Origin of the sequence: Enterobacter cloacae complex sp. 382A5, assembly GCF_050031095.1 — a bacterium.
In the GTDB taxonomy this organism is placed as follows: Bacteria; Pseudomonadota; Gammaproteobacteria; order Enterobacterales; family Enterobacteriaceae; genus Enterobacter; species Enterobacter cloacae.
The window spans coordinates 1,918,527-1,933,572 of the sequence record NZ_JBLGVK010000001.1 but is presented as its reverse complement, the minus strand read 5'-3'; the positions used below and the strand labels follow the sequence as shown (position 1 = coordinate 1,933,572).

Annotated in this window: 16 protein-coding genes; 7 read left to right on the top strand and 9 right to left on the bottom strand. The window is 54.0% G+C overall.

Annotated elements, in window-relative coordinates; all coding sequences use genetic code 11:
- Positions 1 to 57: 57 nt before the first annotated feature.
- From ACQG2G_RS09170 to lpp, 3 genes are all read left to right on the top strand, one after another.
- Positions 58 to 354 carry a hypothetical protein gene (locus tag ACQG2G_RS09170; protein ID WP_418250441.1) on the top strand — a complete coding sequence of 99 codons (297 nt, stop codon included), beginning with the start codon at positions 58 to 60 and terminating at the stop codon, positions 352 to 354.
- 7 nt (positions 355 to 361) lie between these two features.
- On the top strand, positions 362 to 1,774 hold the full coding sequence (pykF, locus tag ACQG2G_RS09165) for a pyruvate kinase PykF (RefSeq protein WP_013096950.1): 1,413 nt from the start codon (positions 362 to 364) through the stop codon (positions 1,772 to 1,774).
- A 311-nt stretch (positions 1,775 to 2,085) separates the two neighbouring features.
- A complete protein-coding gene (gene lpp, locus ACQG2G_RS09160; RefSeq protein WP_001082307.1) occupies positions 2,086 to 2,322 on the top strand; it encodes a murein lipoprotein Lpp in 237 nt (78 codons plus the stop codon).
- Between the two features lie 61 nt (positions 2,323 to 2,383).
- On the opposite strand, the gene ldtE is transcribed toward lpp, so the two are convergent.
- The 9 genes from ldtE to ACQG2G_RS09115 all read right to left on the bottom strand — a co-directional run bounded on the left by ldtE (position 2,384) and on the right by ACQG2G_RS09115 (position 11,465).
- The gene (gene ldtE / locus ACQG2G_RS09155; RefSeq protein WP_023620680.1) at positions 2,384 to 3,397 is read right to left on the bottom strand and encodes a L,D-transpeptidase LdtE; all 1,014 of its coding nucleotides are present in this window, start codon (positions 3,395 to 3,397) and stop codon (positions 2,384 to 2,386) included.
- Positions 3,398 to 3,494: 97 nt separating this feature from the next.
- Positions 3,495 to 3,911: a cysteine desulfuration protein SufE gene (gene sufE / locus ACQG2G_RS09150; protein WP_013096952.1), complete on the bottom strand. Its 417-nt coding sequence runs from the start codon at positions 3,909 to 3,911 to the stop codon at positions 3,495 to 3,497.
- Between the two features lie 14 nt (positions 3,912 to 3,925).
- Positions 3,926 to 5,146, bottom strand: coding sequence for a cysteine desulfurase SufS (sufS, locus tag ACQG2G_RS09145; protein ID WP_348595860.1), 1,221 nt, complete (start codon positions 5,144 to 5,146; stop codon positions 3,926 to 3,928).
- Complete coding sequence (sufD, locus tag ACQG2G_RS09140) at positions 5,143 to 6,414, bottom strand: Fe-S cluster assembly protein SufD (RefSeq protein WP_348595861.1); 1,272 nt, start codon at positions 6,412 to 6,414, stop codon at positions 5,143 to 5,145. The genes sufS and sufD overlap by 4 nt, the downstream gene beginning before the upstream one ends.
- The gene (sufC, locus tag ACQG2G_RS09135) at positions 6,389 to 7,135 is read right to left on the bottom strand and encodes a Fe-S cluster assembly ATPase SufC (protein ID WP_013096955.1); all 747 of its coding nucleotides are present in this window, start codon (positions 7,133 to 7,135) and stop codon (positions 6,389 to 6,391) included. The genes sufD and sufC overlap by 26 nt, the downstream gene beginning before the upstream one ends.
- A 9-nt stretch (positions 7,136 to 7,144) precedes the next feature.
- Positions 7,145 to 8,635: a Fe-S cluster assembly protein SufB gene (sufB, locus tag ACQG2G_RS09130; RefSeq protein WP_013096956.1), complete on the bottom strand. Its 1,491-nt coding sequence runs from the start codon at positions 8,633 to 8,635 to the stop codon at positions 7,145 to 7,147.
- Between the two features lie 8 nt (positions 8,636 to 8,643).
- Entirely contained in the window at positions 8,644 to 9,012 is a 369-nt protein-coding gene (sufA, locus tag ACQG2G_RS09125) for a Fe-S cluster assembly scaffold SufA (protein ID WP_008500631.1), read from the bottom strand.
- A 313-nt stretch (positions 9,013 to 9,325) separates the two neighbouring features.
- Entirely contained in the window at positions 9,326 to 10,054 is a 729-nt protein-coding gene (locus ACQG2G_RS09120) for a MerR family transcriptional regulator (protein WP_013096958.1), read from the bottom strand.
- 190 nt (positions 10,055 to 10,244) lie between these two features.
- Positions 10,245 to 11,465 (bottom strand): diguanylate phosphodiesterase, encoded by a 1,221-nt coding sequence (locus ACQG2G_RS09115; RefSeq protein ID WP_013096959.1) that lies wholly within the window; start codon positions 11,463 to 11,465, stop codon positions 10,245 to 10,247.
- Between the two features lie 341 nt (positions 11,466 to 11,806).
- On the opposite strand from ACQG2G_RS09115, the gene ycgZ reads away from it, so the two are divergent.
- The 4 genes from ycgZ (at position 11,807) to fdhF (ending at position 15,005) form a co-directional block, all read left to right on the top strand.
- Complete coding sequence (gene ycgZ / locus ACQG2G_RS09110; protein ID WP_013096960.1) at positions 11,807 to 12,046, top strand: regulatory protein YcgZ; 240 nt, start codon at positions 11,807 to 11,809, stop codon at positions 12,044 to 12,046.
- A gap of 4 nt (positions 12,047 to 12,050) precedes the next feature.
- Complete coding sequence (locus ACQG2G_RS09105) at positions 12,051 to 12,371, top strand: hypothetical protein (protein ID WP_047023701.1); 321 nt, start codon at positions 12,051 to 12,053, stop codon at positions 12,369 to 12,371.
- A 29-nt stretch (positions 12,372 to 12,400) separates the two neighbouring features.
- On the top strand, positions 12,401 to 12,679 hold the full coding sequence (locus tag ACQG2G_RS09100; RefSeq protein WP_013096961.1) for a biofilm development regulator YmgB/AriR family protein: 279 nt from the start codon (positions 12,401 to 12,403) through the stop codon (positions 12,677 to 12,679).
- Positions 12,680 to 12,854: 175 nt separating this feature from the next.
- The gene (gene fdhF / locus ACQG2G_RS09095) at positions 12,855 to 15,005 is read left to right on the top strand and encodes a formate dehydrogenase subunit alpha (protein WP_061772715.1); all 2,151 of its coding nucleotides are present in this window, start codon (positions 12,855 to 12,857) and stop codon (positions 15,003 to 15,005) included.
- Positions 15,006 to 15,046: the final 41 nt, after the last annotated feature.

Genomic DNA, 15,046 nt, shown 5'->3' with positions numbered 1-15,046 from the left:
CCCTCGCCTGTCGCCATAAGATGTCATTATGCCTTAACGCATTGATAACAATATTATGTGAAACTGCACAGATTATTTCTGAAACACCGTTTCCATTTTCCTTTTATCTTAAAATCAGCGTATAATGCGCGCCAAATCCCTGGTGAATGGTTTCAGCGCTTGGAATACAAAAAACAACGTACAACTTCTCCTCTCCTTCGTTGGGCTGTCACTCAGGCACACTTTCTTCTGCACGCTCATTTGATGTCTCCTATCCTTAGTGCGTGTCATATACTCTTTTGCAACACAGGTTTGACTCCGCGGCGGTGCGCCCCCGGAGCGAGATTTCCATATCCTTCCCAACTTAAAGACTAAGACTGTCATGAAAAAGACGAAAATTGTTTGTACCATCGGCCCGAAAACCGAATCTGAAGAGATGCTGACCAAAATGCTGGACGCCGGCATGAACGTTATGCGTCTGAACTTCTCTCACGGTGACTACGCTGAACATGGTCAGCGTATCCAGAACTTGCGCAACGTCATGAGCAAGACCGGTAAAAAAGCCGCCATCCTGCTGGATACCAAAGGTCCTGAAATCCGCACCATCAAACTGGAAGGCGGTAACGACGTCTCCCTGAAAGCGGGCCAGACCTTCACCTTCACCACTGACAAGTCTGTGGTCGGTAACAGCGAAATCGTTGCGGTAACCTATGAAGGCTTCACCAGCGATCTGTCTGTGGGTAACACCGTGCTGGTAGACGATGGTCTGATCGGAATGGAAGTCACCGCCATCGAAGGCAACAAAGTCATCTGTAAAGTGCTGAACAACGGCGACCTGGGCGAAAACAAAGGCGTTAACCTGCCAGGCGTTTCCATCGCGCTGCCAGCACTGGCTGAAAAAGACAAGCAAGACCTGATCTTCGGCTGCGAGCAAGGCGTTGATTTCGTTGCTGCCTCCTTCATCCGTAAACGTTCCGACGTGGTTGAAATCCGTGAGCACCTGAAAGCGCACGGCGGCGAGAAGATCCAGATCATCTCCAAAATCGAAAACCAGGAAGGCCTGAATAACTTCGACGAAATCCTCGAAGCGTCTGACGGTATCATGGTTGCGCGTGGCGACCTGGGTGTTGAAATCCCGGTAGAAGAGGTGATCTTCGCGCAGAAAATGATGATCGAGAAATGTGTCCGCGCACGTAAAGTGGTTATCACTGCTACCCAGATGCTGGACTCCATGATCAAAAACCCACGTCCAACCCGCGCAGAAGCAGGCGACGTGGCGAACGCCATCCTCGACGGTACTGATGCCGTCATGCTGTCTGGCGAATCCGCAAAAGGTAAATATCCGCTGGAAGCGGTGTCCATTATGGCCACCATCTGCGAACGTACTGACCGCGTAATGACCAGCCGTCTGGACTTCAACAACGACAGCCGCAAACTGCGCATCACTGAAGCGGTCTGCCGCGGTGCGGTAGAAACGGCTGAGAAGCTGGAAGCGCCACTGATCGTGGTTGCAACGCAGGGCGGTAAATCTGCGCGTGCCGTACGTAAATACTTCCCGGATGCTACCATCCTGGCGCTGACCACCAATGAAACCACTGCGCGTCAGCTGGTGCTGAGCAAAGGTGTTGTTGCGCATCTGGTGAAAGAGATCGCCTCTACTGACGATTTCTACATTCAGGGTAAAGAACTGGCGCTGGAAAGCGGCCTGGCACAGAAAGGCGACGTGGTGGTAATGGTATCGGGTGCACTGGTACCGAGTGGTACAACCAATACCGCCTCTGTTCACGTGCTGTAATAATGTTCAAACGAATTAGTTTTTGATAAAAAGCGTCCTTCGGGGCGCTTTTTTTATTCGTGGTATTAGCCAACTCTATTCAAAAAGCAAATCGGGTTTTTCTATTTAATCGCGATTTATGTAAGACGAATCCGATGAAAAATGCCTTTTTTAACATAGCTTTTTCGACAAAAATGCCGAATTCGTTGCTTCTTTGAGCGAACGATCAAAAATAGGCGTATTCCCATCAAAAAAATATTCTCAACCCAAAAAAGTTTGTGTAATACTTGTAACGCTACATGGAGATTAACTCAATCTAGAGGGTATTAATAATGAATCGTACTAAACTGGTACTGGGCGCGGTAATCCTGGGTTCTACTCTGCTGGCAGGTTGCTCCAGCAACGCTAAAATCGATCAGCTGTCTTCTGACGTTCAGACTCTGAACGCTAAAGTTGACCAGCTGAGCAACGACGTGAACGCAATGCGTTCCGACGTTCAGGCTGCTAAAGACGACGCAGCTCGCGCTAACCAGCGTCTGGACAACCAGGCTACTAAATACCGTAAGTAATAGTACCTGTTAATAAAATGGCGCACATTGTGCGCCATTTTTTTTGCCTGCGTCAAACATCCTACTGCGTCACCTTCTCGCCATCCTCTTCCGTTACCGCAGCAGAGACACGGCTGTTCTGTACGGACTGCACGTTATTGCTGGCCGACGGGCCGTTAGCCGCCGATACGGCGACCGGGATCCCCGCCCGGCGCGACAAGGCTTTATCAATAAGCGCTTTATCACTTCCCGCCTGAGAAACAAACGAGGCAAAGTCAGCGGAATGGGTAATAGGTGTAATCTGCGGGTTTTCTCCCTCCACCTGCGCCAGCGGACGATGCACTTCAATATAGCGTTTGCCATCCGGCTCGACGGAGAACTTCACCGGCTCATTAATAATCTGCACCCGTGTGCCGACCCGCACCTGTTCGAACAGGGCTTTAATGTCCGGGGCATTCATGCGCATACAGCCTGAACTCACCCGCAGACCAACGCTGTCCGGCGCACTGGTACCGTGGATGAGATATTCCCCATTGCCCACGCCTAAACGCAGTGCAAAGCGTCCCAGCGGGTTATTTGGCCCGGCGGGTACGACCGGCGGCAATTTAATGCCCTGCTCCAGAGAGCGCGCTCTGATGCCCGGCGTCGGGGTCCAGGTTGGATTAGGGATCTTCTGACTCACGCGGGTCGTCGTGACCGGCGTCTCAAGTCCCAGCTGTCCAATCCCCAGCGGGAAGACCTGAACAATATTTCCCCCCGGCGGATAGTAGTAAAGCCGTAACTCGGCCAGGTTCACCACAATACCTTCGCGTGGCGTGTCCGGAAGCAGCATCTGGGATGGAATGGTAATCACCGTTCCCGGCGCAGGGTTTACCGGCGCAATGGTATTATTGGTTTCAAGGATGAGCTGTGCCGCAGTATTAAACCGACGTGCGATGGTCTGAAGTTTGGTATCCCCTTCCTGTATTGTGTAGGTTTGATTTTGCCCAATCAGACGGCTGCCTGCGGGCGGTAACGGATAATCCATCGCACTGGCCGAATTAAGAGCGCCGAGCGAACCAAGGAGTAAGAGTGTTATTAGAGACGCGCGCTTCATGCTGAGATTCCTTATTCACTGACAGAACGCCAGAAAGCTGAAAAACCAGCGAGGCGGGAACCACCTCGCGAAACAGAATGAATGCTGTCCTGTAAGTCTAGCTAATGATTGCAGCTTTGGCGCGGATGGCGCGAATCATCGCTTCCAGCCCCTGGGAGCGGGACGGGGTGAGGTGTTGGGTCAGGGCCATTTTTTCAAACCACGGGCGCACATCAAAGGCGACAATATCCTGCGCGGACATCTGGTGGTAGAGAATAAAGACCACGGCGATAAGCCCTTTCACAATCGCGGCATCGCTGTCGCCGTGCAATTCAATCGTACCGTCGCCCTTTTGCTCCATCACAATCCACACCTGGCTCTGGCAGCCCTGAATAATATTATCCGGGTTATGCGCCGCTTCACTGAGCGGCGGCAAACGCTGCCCCAGCTCAATAATATAGAGATACTTTTCTTCCCAGTTTGCGCAACGTCCGAAGTTACGCAGTAATTTATCTTTGTCCGGCAACTCTGCCATTGTTCGCTTCTCCGTTAGCCCAGCAACTGGTGAATGCGTTTTAGCCCCGCCACCAGCCTGTCGACCTCTTCCGTTGTGTTGTACATCACCAGCGACGCGCGGCACATTGCCGGGACCTGATAAAATGCCATCAGCGGCATGGCACAGTGGTGCCCCGTACGCACGGCCACGCCATAGTTATCGAGGAAACTGCCCACGTCATAGGCATGGTGTTTTCCCAGATTGAACGCAATCACACCCTGCCGGTTGGCCGGGCCATACAGGGTCAACTCGGGCACGCTGGCAAGCTCCTGCAGCGCGTAGTGCATCAGCATCTGCTCATACTCCTGGATGGCCTCAAGGCCAATGGAGGAGACATAAGAGAGAGCAGCCCCGAGCCCGATAATCCCGCCGGTGTTGGGCGTACCAGCCTCAAAACGCCACGGCGCGCGCGCGTAGGTGGTCCCTTCCGACAGGCTGACGGTGGCGATCATCGAGCCGCCCCCTTCCCACGGCGGCATGGCCTGCAAAATATCCTCTTTCACATACAACACGCCGATCCCGGTTGGCCCATAAAGCTTATGCCCGGAGAAGACGTAAAAATCGCAGTCCAGCGCCTGAACATCCACCGCGTGATGCATCACCGCCTGAGCGCCATCAATCAGGACCTTCGCGCCCGCCCGGTGGGCTTTTTCGACGATCTCTGCCACCGGGTTTTCAGTGCCCAGCACGTTAGAGACCTGGGTTATCGCCACCAGCCGCGTGCGGTCGTCCAGCAGGGCATCAAGGTGCTCAAGCTGGAGCGTGCCGTCCTGATTCAACGGGATCACCCGTAGCGCGGCACCCACACGCTCACAGAGCATCTGCCACGGCACGATATTGGCGTGGTGTTCCATCTCGGTGATGATGATGTTATCGCCCGCGTGAACCTGCGCACTGCCCCAGCTGTTGGCGACAAGGTTGATCCCTTCCGTCGTGCCGCGCACAAACACCAGCTCTTCGGGCGATCGCGCATTCAGAAAAGCGGCCACCTGGGTGCGGACGTTCTCCATACGCTGGGTCGCCTCTGCGCTCAGCGTATGAATACCGCGATGCACGGCGGCGTAACCGTGGCGGTAGAATTCGGCTTCTGCATCCACCACCTGATTCGGTTTTTGCGCGCTGGCAGCGCTGTCGAGATAGGCCAGCGGCAGTCCATTCACTTCACGGGTCAGAACCGGGAAATCGGCCCGTACTTTCTCTACGGGAAAACTCATGCTTCGCCTCCAGGCAGACGCTGACCAATACGGGTCAGCACCTGCTGTTTTAACAGGCCATCGTCCAGCGCCTCCGTCAGCTCTGCGGCAAAGGCGTAGATAATCATTTTCTGCGCCGCCTGCTGGTCAATACCGCGCGAACGCAAATAGAACATCTGTTCATCGTCAATGCGCCCGACCGTGGCGCCATGGCTGCATTTGACGTCGTCGGCATAGATCTCCAGCTGCGGCTTGGTGTCCACTTCTGCCAGGCGCCCCAGCAGCAGGTTGTTGTTGGTCATCTGCCCGTCGGTCTTAATGGCGTGTTGCGCCACATTGATCAGACCGTTAAACACCGCGCGGCCTTTGTCGCTGACAATGGTTTTGTGCAGCTGGCGGCTGTTGCAGTAGCCTTTGTTGTGCTCAAGCCAGGTCCGCGTATCGCACACTTCCGATTTGACCGGCATCGCCAGGCTGTTGATGCGCAGGGTGGTGTTCTCGCCGTTAAGCTGCGTGCTGGTATTGTGACGCAGTACCGCGCCCCCCAGCAGGAAGCTGTGGCTGTATGCCGCTGCATCTTGTCCAAGCAGGATATCGTTATGCGCAAAGTGGTGACTCTGCGGGTTCTCGAATGCCAGCTTGATATGGTGCAGCTGAGCGTTGGCGGCGACATTCATCGTCAGGCGCGCCCCGGTAAAGTGGCGGGTATCGTTGAGGCTGACGTAATGTTCAATGATCGTGGCTTCCGCCCCCTCCGCCAGCTCCAGATGGTGGCGATAGTGCGCAGTATTGATTTCATCGCCGTCCAGGCCCTGGGTGATGTGCATCAGCAGCAGCGGTTTCGCCGGGCGCTGGTTTCGCTTCACGTGAATCTGCATCACACTCTGCGCCAGGCTCTCGGTAAGGTGCAAAAAGACCTCCGGCTGCACGGGTGCCGTCAGGCTCTGGCGCTCATCATTAATGGCGATCGTATAACCGCTCTCGTCGGTGCTGTCGCTCAGATCAGGACGGAACTGGCCGTCGACAAACACCAGGCGCAGGGCATCCACATTCAGCGCCAGTGCATCGCGCTGCGTCGGTGTGATATCCGCCCGTTGCGAGACAAATTCAGCGTTCAGCAGGCCCTCAAGCGGCGTGTACTTCCAGTTCTCATGTTTACGCGTGGGTAAACCGAGGCGCAGCATCTGTTGCAGGTGCTGTTGTGCCTGCTCAGAACGCCTTCCGCCCTGCGCTTCAAACAGACGGTGCCACTGCTGGAGCGCATTACTGCTGTTCGGTAAGCCAGCCATAACCCTGCTCCTCCAGTTGTTTGACCAGCGTGAAATCACCGGATTTCACAATGCGCCCCTGGTAAAGCACGTGGACGTAATCCGGTTTGATGTAGTCAAGAATACGCTGATAGTGGGTGACGATAATGAATGAGCGTTTGCCGTCGCGCAGAGAATTCACCCCGTCGGCGACAATCTTGAGGGCATCGATATCCAGACCGGAATCGGTCTCATCCAGAATGCACAGTTCAGGTTCAAGCACCGCCATCTGCAGAATGTCATTGCGCTTCTTCTCGCCGCCGGAAAAACCGACGTTCACCGAGCGGGTCAGCAGATCTTCCGGCATTTTCAGCAGCTTGATCTTCTCTTCCATCAGGTCCTGAAAATCAAAACGATCCAGCGCCTCCAGGCCACGGTATTTGCGTACCGCGTTGAGCGCCGTTTGCAGGAAGAACTGATTACTGACGCCCGGAATTTCGACCGGATACTGGAAAGCCATAAAGATGCCCTCCCCCGCGCGCTCTTCCGGCGACATCTCCAGCAAATCTTTGCCGTTAAACTCCACCGAGCCGTTGGTCACTTCGTAATCTTCGCGTCCCGCCAGCGTCGCTGAAAGCGTACTTTTCCCGGAGCCATTCGGCCCCATAATGGCGTGGACTTCACCCGGCTTGACGTCAAAATTGAGGCCACGCAGGATGGCTTTGTCTTCCACGCTAACCTGTAAATCTTTAATACTTAACATGTGCTTTCCTTAACCGACGCTGTGTTCAAGACTAATGGCGAGGAGTTTCTGGGCTTCAACGGCAAATTCCAGCGGCAGTTCAGAGAACACGTCCTTACAGAAGCCGTTGACAATCATCGAGATGGCATCTTCTTCACTGATCCCGCGCTGCAGGCAGTAGAAGAGCTGATCTTCCCCGATACGCGACGTTGTCGCCTCATGCTCAAGCTGGGCGCTGTTGTTGCGACACTCCACGTACGGGAAGGTATGCGCGCCACAGTCTGCGCCAATCAGCATGGAGTCACACTGGGTAAAGTTTCGCGCGTTGGTGGCCGTAGGCATAATTTTCACCAGCCCGCGATAGCTGTTCTGGCTGTGTCCGGCGGAAATACCTTTTGAGATGATGGTCGATTTGGTGTTTTTACCAATGTGGATCATCTTGGTGCCGGTATCCGCCTGCTGATGACCGCTGGTCAGCGCAACGGAATAAAACTCGCCGATGGAGTTATCCCCGCGCAAAATACAGCTCGGGTACTTCCAGGTAATGGCCGAACCGGTTTCAGACTGGGTCCAGGACATCTTGCTGTTTTCGCCTTCGCACAGCGCACGCTTGGTGACGAAATTGAGGATACCGCCGGTATTACCGTCGCCCGGGAACCAGTTCTGCACCGTGGAGTATTTCACTTCGGCGTCTTTATGGATGATGACTTCAACCACCGCGGCGTGGAGCTGGTAGCTGTCGCGCACCGGCGCGGAACACCCTTCGATGTAGCTGACGTAGCTGCCTTCGTCCGCCACCAGAATGGTGCGCTCGAACTGGCCGGTCTTTTCCGCGTTGATGCGGAAATAGGTCGACAGCTCCATTGGACAACGTACCCCTTTCGGCACGTAGATGAAGGTGCCGTCTGAGGCGACCGCTGCGTTAAGCGCCGCGAAGAAGTTGTCGTTAGACGGCACCACGGTGCCAATGTACTTTTTCACCAGTTCCGGGTGATCGTGGATCGCTTCGCCGAAAGAGCAGAAAATGATCCCCTGTTCCGCCAGTTTCTCACGGTAGGTGGTTGCAACCGAGACAGAGTCAAAAATGGCGTCCACCGCCACCTCTTTCCCCTCGCGAACCGGCACGCCAAGCTGGTTAAACGCCTCTTCCACTTCTTTACTCAGGAAGCTATTATCCGCCCCGGTTTGCTGTACCGCGCCGGGCTGCGAGGCGCAGGTGTCGTCACAGCTGCCGCAGGAAGGTGCAGAGTAGTAGCTGTAATCCTGATAATTCAACTTATCGTAGTGGGCTTTCAGCCAGTGCGGCTCTTCCATCTCCAGCCAGGCCCGGTAAGCGCTCAGGCGGAATTCGAGCATCCACTCCGGCTCGTTACGTTTGGCTGAAATTGCGCGCACGACATCTTCGTTGATGCCCTTCGCCAGTTCATCAGTTTGCAGCTGGGTGAAGAACCCCTCTTTATAGTTGAGGTGTCCGCCGCTCCAGGTATTTACTTCACTCGTTGCTTCAGTATTACGAGACATAGTACCGCCTATACCCCAAAGCTTTCGCCGCAGCCACATTCGTTCTGGGCTTTCGGGTTATGAAATTTGAATAACTGGTTTAACCCTTCACGCACGTAGTCCACTTCGGTGCCGTCGATAAACGGCATCGCCTGAAGCGCGACATACAGTTTTGCGCCATCCGTTTCAAACACCAGATCATCTTTTTCGGGTTCGGTGACGGTGTCGAGCACATAACCAAACCCCGCGCAGCCGGTCTGCTTGACCCCTAAACGCACGCCGAGGATCTCTGGCTTTTTCGCCACCAGCTCATGAATATGTGCCGCCGCCGCTGGCGTGAGCGTTAAACCGCGCCAGGCGAAATCGGCAGGGTTAAAGGTTTCTGAATGCAGTTCCATAGGTCCACCTCATCTGATAAGCCATCAGGGCATAACACCATGTTAGTGATAACGATTATCACTTCAACCCTCTGACAGCAGGGGCATTAGGCTTAATCGCCCTTTTTGCCTGGTTTTATTAAGCATAGACCCTGTGAGAGGATGCTGGCGGGATGGATTTAATTGTTCAATGCATTGATTAATAATGCATTTCGCTGCGGCGATCGTCTGATTAAAAGGAAAAACAAAATATGCATCGGAAATGCCTATTTTTGAGATAGCTTTTGCGCAGGACAGGACAGAAAGAAAAAAAGGCCCTCAAGGCCTCTGATGATTAATGATGAAAGGCGACGGAAAAACCCTGTTCACGCCAGTGATCGAGCTGTTCCTGCTGACGGGGCGTGGGCGATTTTCCCGTCCAGACAAAGAGTTTCTGCCCGGGAAAGAGTTCGGGACGCGGTGAATCAATCGGCTCTGCCAGCACGTCGATATGCCAGCCCTTATTGGCTAAGCGCGCGGCTTCAAGCCAAAGATGAGTGCGGTCGTCGCACTCCCAACCGATGAGCAACGCATCTTTACCGGCTTTTTTACGCGATTCTGCCAGGCTTGCCACGGCGAATTCGATCAGCACACCATCAAACAGGCTCGCCATGTGGCGCACCGTATTTTGATCCTGATTCATGCGCTGCCTTACGGGGGTAATAATGTTGTCGATCAACGCATCCATGGCGTGATCGCGGCGAAACTCGCCAATTTTTGCGCGCAGTTTTGCCGGGCTGGCATAGCGCAAAACGGTCATCATCTCTTCCTGGAAAGCGGCCCAGTTACCCTGGGTCATCACTTCCTTGTTCTCCAGCAAGGCTTTTACTTTCCCCACCGAAACGCCTGATTTCATCAGACGTTTGATCTCTTCAATACGCAGGATATCCTCGTCGTCGAACTGACGATGACCCCCTTCACTGCGCTGCGGCTTCAACAAACCATAACGGCGCTGCCAGGCACGCAGCGTAACGGGGTTGATACCGCATCGTTCGGCGACTTCGCCGATACTGTAATAGGCCATTAACTCCCTCACGCTCAATACTTCCATACCCAACCACAGCAACCTTATCAGATTGTACAAGCTATTTGTATAACTAAGACCTCAGTTTGAAACAGGTGAATGGTGAGGACACCATCCACGCCGTTAACTCTATTGTTGTCTAAATTCCGCCTTCCGTACAGTTAACTCTGCCAAAGGTTGTACAGCATTATCACAATCCAGACTTTTTCTCGGGCCACGAAATTGCCGGAATGCCGCCATGTCGGGGGCTGGCAAACAGATGCCCCTGGAACTGGGAAATTCCCGCAGATTCCAGCCACATCCACTCCTCAGCCTTCTCTACGCCAACGGCGCAGAACTGAATTTCCAGCGAGGAACAGCACTTGATAATCGCCTGAATGATGGCCTGACGCGGACCGCTTTTATGCACATCCAGCACCAGATCGCGATTAATCTTAATTCTGTCCGGCTGGAACTGGGCCAGCAACTGCAGCCCGGCAAAACCGGCCCCGAAGTGATCGATCGTCACGCTGATACCGGCACTTTTTAACTGCCGGACCGAATGGGTAAACTCATCGAAGCGCGAGATAGCTTCACTTTCGGTGAATTCCACCACAATTTGCTCCGGCACAAAGCCGTTCGCGTCGATAGCGGTGAGCAGGAAATCGACGGCATGCGGGACATTGACCAGCGTCATGGGCAACAGGTTAATCGACAGCGTCTGATTCTGTAGCCCCAGCGCACTGGCCATGGAGAGCGCAACCTGTTTGCTGTGCAAATCTGCTGCGTAGACCTCTTCACGCGGAAGCGCCGCAAAATAGGCCCGTGGCGAGTCGCCGGATGGCGTGCGCAGCAGTGCTTCCCAGGAGACCACCTCCTGCATAAAGGGATCCACAATCGGCTGAAATGCAAAGCTGCAGTCCGCCCCTTTTGCTACCACCGGCGGTTGTGCGGATAACGGCGTCTCCTCGGGGATAAAATCCCAGGCATCGGCGGGCGGCAATTCAAAATAGTTGGCCTTCTCGGTTGCCTCAACGAACGTGCGGAAGAACTGCAGCGGACGATCGTTATAGGTCAGCTGATAGCGGGTCGTGCCCTTATTAAGCACCTGCTGAAGAACATCTTCCCGGTCGAAGTGACGCAAATCAAAGAGCTCCATCCCAACATTGCCAAAACGCCGGGAAGGTCCGTGATCGCGCATCAGTTCCACCACATTGTGGTGACGCGGATCGCGGCAGATCTGCTCATAAATGGCGGTCACGTTTTCGACTGGCCCTTCGAGCAACTGAAAAAAATGCGTGCCATTAAACAACAGGATCCCCGTGACGTCGGATTGTCGGTTTTTACTATCTGCAGCAGCGACCATGGTTTCCAGCGCTTTCACCGGAACGTCATCGCAGATATGGCTGCGGTATATGATGGTTGTCAGCATGCTTTTCCTGGAGGGGTTAGGGGTTTGGCCACGAAAACGCGTGGATAGAGTTCTGTTATAGCATATTAATTGTCAGGCAAATAATTTACGTCTCAATGATTTAGGACGTTTATGACCCGAATTTTCGATGTTGTACAACTTAACCACGACGCTTCAAGTTGTACAATATATTCTGTTACGATACCGTTACAAACCCCATCAATAACCCCCTGAAATGTAAAAAGTTTATAAAATATATCATAAAATATTTAAAAATCTGTACATTTTTAATGTACAGATTTGGGATTTGTGTATACCTTAAATGTAACGTTAGTGATTACTAAATTTTACAGGAGCGAAACATGCAACAGAACGGTTACGTCGCAGATTCTGCCGCCGCTATTGCGCAGTACTTCGAAAAAGCCGCGCTTCCAACGCAACAGGAAACGCTGGGTGAAGTCGTGGTTGAAATTCTTAGCGACGGGCGAAACCTCAACCGCAAGTCGCTCTGCACCAAACTCTTAAGTCGCCTCGAAAAGGCCGAAGGGCCGGAAGAGGAACAGCATTACCACATGCTGCTTGGTTTGCTCTTCGAACGGTAACGTTATGAATCGCAGTGACGCTGAAAGACTCACAGACCAGCTTATCGGTGAAGCCGTGCTTTCCCTCCTGAAAGAACGGGGGCCACTGACGACCGATTCTCTGGTACAGCGTCTGCGTAAAATGCAAATACATGAAAAGGATCCCCGGCGGCGGGAGACACTGGCGAGGGTGATAGCCGACATCGGCTCAAAAAACAGCGCCTTTATACGTCGCAGAACCGCGCAAGGACGACCAGGCAGAGAGGGATCTCTCAAGGATAACAGAGACAATGTAGTGCCGTTATTTGGTGATGGAAAACCGTCCAATCCCAGGAAAATACATTGACTGCAATTTAACAGCTACGGTGAGAACAAATGAGACAGAATATTCAGCCACAACCCGAATACCATTCGGCTTTTCTGGACAGCGCTTTGTCGGAATATTTCCGCCACGCTGGCGATCGTTTTGCTGAAGAATCCGCGATTTTTTCTACTGCAGTACGTTGTGTCCTGGCCACGGAAGGTCACCTTACCAACAAAGCGATCATTCTCTGGCTGATCCAGACGCTGGAAGCGACGGATGACGTGGTTCAGGCCGACGTCATTCGTAAAACGCTGGAAATTGTTGTGGGTTACACAATGGACGACCTTTAAAATCAGCTAACGTGTCATCGTCATAACTGTCGACCAGCCTGACGATGACACCCCTCCCCCCTCATAACACCCTGTAAAACACGCATCGTAAAGATGGCACACTTCCTGCTTACTCCTCTTTACGGGATCGGGCTCTCCGGTCATCTTGCTTCATTTCTTAACAGGTCTGTTATTGATGAAAAAAATCGCCAGCGTCTGCCCTTACTGTGGTGCAGGCTGTAAATTAAACCTCGTTGTTGAAAATAACCGTATTATCCGTGCCGAAGCCGCAGACGGCGTAACCAATCAGGGCACCTTGTGCCTGAAAGGCTTTTACGGCTGGGACTTCCTTAACGATACCCGCTTGCTCACCCCTCGCCTGACGCAACCGATGATCCGCTACCACAAAGGCGAACCCTTTACCCCAGTCACCTGGGACGAGGCCATTCGTTATACCGCCAACAAGCTTAAAAACATTAAAGCGCAGTTCGGCCCGCGGTCCATCATGACCACCGGTTCTTCCCGGGGGACGGGCAATGAAACCAACTATGTGATGCAGAAATTCGCCCGTGCGGTACTCCATACCAACAACGTGGACTGCTGCGCACGCGTCTGCCACGGGCCTTCCGTGGCGGGTTTGCAGGAAACGCTGGGCAACGGCGCGATGAGTAATTCCATTAACGACATTGAACACTCAAAATGCCTGCTGGTTTTCGGATACAACTGCGCCGATTCCCATCCTATTGTCGCCCGCCGCGTGCTGAAAGCCCGTGAGAACGGTGCGAAAATTATCGTCTGCGATCCGCGTCGGATTGAAACAGCCCGCATTGCCGACCAACATCTGCAACTGAAAAACGGCAGCAATATGGCACTGGTTAACGCCTTTGGCTATGTGCTGCTGGAAGAGGAGTTGTACGACAAAAACTACGTCGCACGCTTCACGGAGGGGCTTGAGGCCTACCGGCAGACGGTGAAAGAGTACGCGCCAGAGAAGGTCGAACATCTGACCGGCATTCCCGCCCACGATGTCCGCCAGGCGATGCGCACTTTCGCAGCGGCACCTTCAGCGACCGTGATGTGGGGAATGGGCGTCACACAGTTTGGTCAGGCCGTAGATGTGGTAAAAGGCCTTTCGAGTCTGGCGCTGTTAACCGGTAACCTTGGTCGCCCTGCCGTCGGCGTCGGTCCCGTTCGCGGACAAAATAACGTGCAGGGAGCGTGTGACATGGGCGTATTGCCCAATATGTTCCCCGGCTATCAGGACGTGACGGACCCGGCTGTCAGGCAGAAGTTCGCCGATGCCTGGGGAATTGACGTTACGGTAATGGACGATCGCGTCGGCACGCGTATTACCGAGGTGCCGCATCTCGCCCTGGAAGGTAAAGTCAAAGCCTATTACATCATGGGGGAAGATCCGCTGCAGACCGAGGCCGACCTGGGCCTGGTGCGCAGCGGCTTTGAGGCGCTCGACTTTGTGGTGGTGCAGGACATCTTCATGACCAAAACGGCGGAAGTGGCGGATGTTCTGTTACCCGCCACCTCCTGGGGCGAACACGGGGGCGTCTTTACCTGTGCCGATCGCGGCTTCCAGCGTTTCGGCAAGGCCATTGAGGCCAGCGGCAACGTAAAACGCGACTGGGAGATCATCAGCCTGCTGGCGACAGAAATGGGCTATCCGATGCACTACACCTCAAACCAGCAGATCTGGGATGAGATGCGCGCGCTGTGTCCGCTGTTCTACGGCGTAACATACGAAAAAATGGGCGAAATGGGCCATGTCCAGTGGCCATGCCCAACGCTGGATCACCCCGGCACACCGTACCTGTACAAAGATAATCACTTCGACACGCCAACCGGCAAAGGGCAACTGTTTGCCGCGCCCTGGCGAGCGCCCGCTGAAACACCTGACGAAGACTATCCTCTGGTGCTCTGCACGGTGCGCGAAGTGGGACATTACTCCTGTCGTTCCATGACCGGAAACTGCGCTGCGCTGCAAAGCCTGGCCGACGAACCGGGTCGGGTGCAATTGAACCCGGCGGATGCGGAACAACGCGGTATTACTGACGGGCAACTGGTCTGGGTGCGTTCGCGCCGCGGTAAAGTGATTACCCGCGCCAGCCTCAGCGAACGCATCAACCCCGGGGCTGTATATATGACCTATCAGTGGTGGATTGGTGCCTGCAACGAACTGACGCAGGATAATCTCGATCCCATCTCCAAAACGCCGGAAACGAAGTATTGTGCGGTTCAGCTGGACGTCATTGAGGATCAACGCTGGGCTGAGGACTTTGCGGCATCGGCGTACCAGTCCATGAAGTCTCGGCTGATCAGTGCGGTGAATGTCTGAGAAAATGCCGGGTGGCGCTGCGCTTACCCGGCCTACGTTAC

What these genes read in the sequence shown, in the direction of transcription:
- pykF (WP_013096950.1), top strand. Translation starts at nt 362, where the DNA reads ATGAAAAAGACGAAAATTGTTTGTACCATCGGCCCGAAAACCGAATCT.
- lpp (WP_001082307.1), top strand. Translation starts at nt 2,086, where the DNA reads ATGAATCGTACTAAACTGGTACTGGGCGCGGTAATCCTGGGTTCTACT.
- ldtE (WP_023620680.1), bottom strand. Translation starts at nt 3,397, where the DNA reads ATGAAGCGCGCGTCTCTAATAACACTCTTACTCCTTGGTTCGCTCGGC.
- sufE (WP_013096952.1), bottom strand. Translation starts at nt 3,911, where the DNA reads ATGGCAGAGTTGCCGGACAAAGATAAATTACTGCGTAACTTCGGACGT.
- sufS (WP_348595860.1), bottom strand. Translation starts at nt 5,146, where the DNA reads ATGAGTTTTCCCGTAGAGAAAGTACGGGCCGATTTCCCGGTTCTGACC.
- sufD (WP_348595861.1), bottom strand. Translation starts at nt 6,414, where the DNA reads ATGGCTGGCTTACCGAACAGCAGTAATGCGCTCCAGCAGTGGCACCGT.
- sufC (WP_013096955.1), bottom strand. Translation starts at nt 7,135, where the DNA reads ATGTTAAGTATTAAAGATTTACAGGTTAGCGTGGAAGACAAAGCCATC.
- sufB (WP_013096956.1), bottom strand. Translation starts at nt 8,635, where the DNA reads ATGTCTCGTAATACTGAAGCAACGAGTGAAGTAAATACCTGGAGCGGC.
- sufA (WP_008500631.1), bottom strand. Translation starts at nt 9,012, where the DNA reads ATGGAACTGCATTCAGAAACCTTTAACCCTGCCGATTTCGCCTGGCGC.
- ACQG2G_RS09120 (WP_013096958.1), bottom strand. Translation starts at nt 10,054, where the DNA reads ATGGCCTATTACAGTATCGGCGAAGTCGCCGAACGATGCGGTATCAAC.
- ACQG2G_RS09115 (WP_013096959.1), bottom strand. Translation starts at nt 11,465, where the DNA reads ATGCTGACAACCATCATATACCGCAGCCATATCTGCGATGACGTTCCG.
- ycgZ (WP_013096960.1), top strand. Translation starts at nt 11,807, where the DNA reads ATGCAACAGAACGGTTACGTCGCAGATTCTGCCGCCGCTATTGCGCAG.
- ACQG2G_RS09105 (WP_047023701.1), top strand. Translation starts at nt 12,051, where the DNA reads ATGAATCGCAGTGACGCTGAAAGACTCACAGACCAGCTTATCGGTGAA.
- ACQG2G_RS09100 (WP_013096961.1), top strand. Translation starts at nt 12,401, where the DNA reads ATGAGACAGAATATTCAGCCACAACCCGAATACCATTCGGCTTTTCTG.
- fdhF (WP_061772715.1), top strand. Translation starts at nt 12,855, where the DNA reads ATGAAAAAAATCGCCAGCGTCTGCCCTTACTGTGGTGCAGGCTGTAAA.